Source organism: Mycobacterium sp. (assembly GCF_049585075.1).
In the GTDB taxonomy this organism is placed as follows: Bacteria; Actinomycetota; Actinomycetes; order Mycobacteriales; family Mycobacteriaceae; genus Mycobacterium.
Genome location: NZ_JBAUZA010000272.1, coordinates 1 through 3822, shown reverse-complemented (window position 1 = coordinate 3822; position 3822 = coordinate 1). Strand labels below are relative to the sequence as shown.

The 3822-nt window shown below is 65.1% G+C and carries 3 protein-coding genes and 1 pseudogene; all 4 read left to right on the top strand.

Annotated features, from left to right (window positions below; genetic code table 11):
• The first annotated feature begins 145 nt into the window (after window positions 1-145).
• Window positions 146-1303 (top strand): virulence factor Mce family protein, encoded by a 1158-nt coding sequence (locus tag WB785_RS13265; RefSeq protein ID WP_424079800.1) that lies wholly within the window; start codon window positions 146-148, stop codon window positions 1301-1303.
• Window positions 1297-2862 (top strand): virulence factor Mce family protein, encoded by a 1566-nt coding sequence (locus WB785_RS13260; protein ID WP_424079799.1) that lies wholly within the window; start codon window positions 1297-1299, stop codon window positions 2860-2862. The genes WB785_RS13265 and WB785_RS13260 overlap by 7 nt, the downstream gene beginning before the upstream one ends.
• Entirely contained in the window at window positions 2832-3545 is a 714-nt protein-coding gene (locus tag WB785_RS13255; protein WP_424079798.1) for a hypothetical protein, read from the top strand. The genes WB785_RS13260 and WB785_RS13255 overlap by 31 nt, the downstream gene beginning before the upstream one ends.
• Window positions 3542-3822: pseudogene (locus WB785_RS13250) on the top strand (RDD family protein); the annotation flags it as partial. The gene WB785_RS13255 and the pseudogene WB785_RS13250, both read left to right, overlap by 4 nt.

Genomic DNA, 3822 nt, shown 5'->3' with positions numbered 1-3822 from the left:
TCTCTGGGCCGGCGCCTGGGCCGGCACCGGCAGGACCACCGCTGCCCGCTGAGGCGGGCGCACCGGCAGGAGGCGGCCAGTGAGGCGCATGACGAGCGCGTGGCGCGCGCGGAGCAAGTCGAACGGTCGGCTTGTGCGGCGAGTGATGAGCCAGGCCCGCCACCGTTCCTGGCAAGGACTGGTTCTGCTGGCGGCCGCGCTGGTGCTGAGTTCGTGCGGGTGGCGGGGTATCTCGAACGTACGGCTCCCCGGTGGGCCGGGCACCGGCGGCGGGTCTTACACGGTTTACGTGCAAATGCCGGACACGCTGGCTATTAACGGCAACAGCAAGGTGATGGTGGCCGACGTCTTCGTCGGCACCATCCGCAAAATCGAGCTGAAAAATTGGGTGGCCACCCTGACGCTGGCCTTGGACAAGAACGTCAAGCTGCCCAAGAACGCCACCGCCAAGATCGGGCAGACCAGCTTGCTGGGCTCTCAGCACATCGAGCTGGCTGCGCCGCGCGACGCGTCGCCGCACCTGCTCAAGAACGGCGACACGATCCCGCTGAAGAATTCGTCGGCCTACCCCAGCACCGAGCAGACGCTCGCCAGTCTGGCCCTGATCGTGCGGGGCGGCGGTCTCCCGAATTTGGAGACCCTGCAAAACGAGGTCAACAACATCCTGTCGGGCCGGGGACCACAGATCCGCGCCTTCCTCGGCAAGCTGGACACCTTCACCCGCCAACTCAACGAGCAGCGCGACGACATCACCCACGCGATCGACTCGACCAACCGGCTGCTGGCCTACGTGGCTAAACGATCCGATGTTCTGGATCGGGCATTGACCGAGTTCCCGCCGGTGATCAAGTACTTCGCGAACAAGGACTATCAGCAGCACTTGATCGACGCGGTCGAGTCGGTGGGCCAGCTCAGCCAGGCTGCCGCGCTATACCTGGGTGAAGCGCGCGGACCGCTGCATCAGGATCTGCAGTTGCTGCAGTGCCCGCTCAAGGAATTGGGTAAGGCCTCGCCTGATCTGCTGGGCGCGTTGAAGTTGATCTTCACCGCACCGTTCGACCTCGACAGCGCTCCGAAGCTGATCCGCGGCGACTTCATGAACTCGTCGCTTGAGGTCGACACGTCGTTGTCGGCAGTTGACAACGCGTTCCTGACCGGCACCGGGTTCTCGGGCGCATTGCGCGCACTGGAGCAGTCGTATGGTCGGGACCCCGCCACGATGATCCCCGACGTGCGCTACACGACGAACCCGAACGACGCCCCTGGGGGACCACTGGTGGAGAGGGCGGACCGGCAATGCTGACTCGTTTTATCAGGCGCCAGCTGATCCTGTTCTCGATCCTGACCGTGGTTGCCCTGCTGGTGCTGGGTTGGTACTACTTGCGCATTCCAACCCTGATGGGCATTGGCCAGTACCAGCTGAAGGCCGATCTGCCGGCCTCCGGCGGCCTGTACCCCACGGCCAACGTGACCTACCGCGGCATCACTATCGGCAAGGTGACCGACGTCGAGCCCACCGAGCGGGGTGCTCAGGCGACGATGAGCATCGATAGCCGGTACAAGATTCCGGCTAACGCCTCGGCGAACGTGCATTCGGTGTCAGCGGTCGGTGAGCAGTATCTGGACTTGGTGTCGTCAGGCAACCCGGGCAGGTTCTTCTCGCCAGGGCAGACCATCACCAACGGCACGGTGCCGAGCGAGATCGGCCCGGCGCTGGACACCGCCAACCGCGGGCTGGAAGTGCTGCCGAAGGAGAAGATCAGCCAGCTGCTCGATGAGACTGCCGAGGCAGTCGGCGGATTGGGGCCGGCGTTGCAGCGGCTGGTCGACTCCACTCAGGCGATCGTCAGCGACTTCAAAACCAACATCAACGACGTCGACGACATTATTCAGAACTCCGCCCCGATCCTGGACAGCCAGGCAACCTCCAGCAGCGCGATCGACCGCTGGGCGCACAACCTGAACATTCTGGGTCGGGAGTCCGCTGAAGAGGACTCGCATCTGAAAAGCGTGCTCGCCCAAGCGGCGCCAACTGCCGATCAGGTCAACACGGTCTTCAGCGGCGTCCGCGACTCGCTGCCGCAGACCCTGGCCAACCTTGAGATCGTGATCGACATGCTCAAGCGCTACCACCCCGGCGTCGAGCAGCTGCTGGTGTTCTTGCCGCAGCTGGGGTCGATCGTGCAGGCGATCTCCGCGCCGTACGAGAAGGACCACATGGCGGCGCTTGACCTGTCGCTGGCGATCAACTACCCGCCGCCCTGTTTGACCGGTTTTAGGCCGGCACCAGAGTGGCGCGCGCCGGCGGATACCAGCATCGCGCCATTGCGGGAGGGAAACTACTGCAGCATCCCGCAGGATTTCCAGGCGAACGCGGTCCGCGGAGCGCGCAACATGCCGTGTATGGATGTGCCGGGCAAACGCGCGCCCACACCGCGGGACTGCCGAAGCAACGCACCCTACGTGCCGATGGGCACCAACCCGTGGTTCGGCGACCCCAACCAGATCCGGAACTGCCCGGCGCCTGGGGCCCGCTGTGATCAGCCGGTGGATCCCGGCCACGTGATACCGGCGCCGTCGGTCAATAACGGGCTGAACCCGCTGCCTGCCGACCGGCTGCCGCCGGGAGGTCTGACACCGCCACCCAAGAGCGATCCGTTGCAGCGGCCGGGTACCGGTAGCGTGCAGTGCAACGGGCAGCAGCCCAACCCCTGCGTCTACACTCCGGGCGGGCCACCGGCCGCTTCCTATAGTCCGATGAGTGGCGAGGTGGTGGGCCCTGACGGTTCCAAGTACTCCGTCAACAACTCGAGCAATACAGGAGATGACGGATGGAAGGCGATGCTGGCGCCGGCCGGCTGAATCCGAACGAGACCGAGGATTCGGCTTCGGAGGTGGAGGTCGAGGCCGCAGCCGAGCAGACCAGCAGCGAGGCGACGGACGAGTCGGATCTGGACCACGACGCCGCCGCGGAGGATTCAGCGGAATCGGACGTCGACACCGACGCAGAGGATGCGGCCGGGTCAGCCAACGACGGTAGAAGCCCCTCACGTCTGGGCCGCGGCTGGCTAGTCGGCATCGCAGCAGCGCTCGTCGTGCTGGCCGGCGGTCTGGGCGCCGGCGGCTACCTGGCGCTGCGATCTGACCGCGACAGTCAGGCCCTCGCGCGCCGCGATGCCGCGGCCCTGGAGGCCGCTAAGGATTGCGTAACCGCAACCCAGGCGCCCGATACCCAAGCGATGGCCACTGCAGCGCAGAAGATGATCGAATGTGGCACCGGGGCTTACCGCTCGCAAGCGATTTTGTACAGCAGTTTGCTCGTCGAGGCGTATCAGGCTGCCAACGCTCAGGTCCAGGTGTCGGATCTGCGCGCGGCAGTGGAACACAACAACGACGACGGCTCGGTCGATGTGTTGGTGCCGCTGCGCGTCAAGGTGTCCAACAGCGCAGCGCAGAACCAAGAAGTGGGCTACCGGTTGCGGGTCACGATGGTTGCCGACGAGGGCAGGTACCGGATCGCGAAGCTTGACCAGGTGGCCAAGTGACGGTGGTGGTCGAAAAGACCGAGACCACACCGGCAGTCGACGACGCAGCGTCGAACGAGCTGGCGTGCTGGCATATTCGGGCTGCGGCCTTCTTTGTTGATGTGTTGCCCGGCCTCGCGGTGCTGACGACGATGGTGTTGGTGTGGTTGGCGGTGCCGCTACGTAGCGTCTGGTGGTGGTTAAGCGTTTCCGTCTTGGCCGCCGCGGCGCTGCTGACCATGGCCAACCGGGTGATCTTGCCGACGCTCACCGGTTGGAGCCTGGGACGTGCCTTGAT

What these genes read in the sequence shown, in the direction of transcription:
- WB785_RS13265 (WP_424079800.1), top strand. Translation starts at nt 146, where the DNA reads ATGAGCCAGGCCCGCCACCGTTCCTGGCAAGGACTGGTTCTGCTGGCG.
- WB785_RS13255 (WP_424079798.1), top strand. Translation starts at nt 2,832, where the DNA reads ATGGAAGGCGATGCTGGCGCCGGCCGGCTGAATCCGAACGAGACCGAG.
- WB785_RS13260 (WP_424079799.1), top strand. Translation starts at nt 1,297, where the DNA reads ATGCTGACTCGTTTTATCAGGCGCCAGCTGATCCTGTTCTCGATCCTG.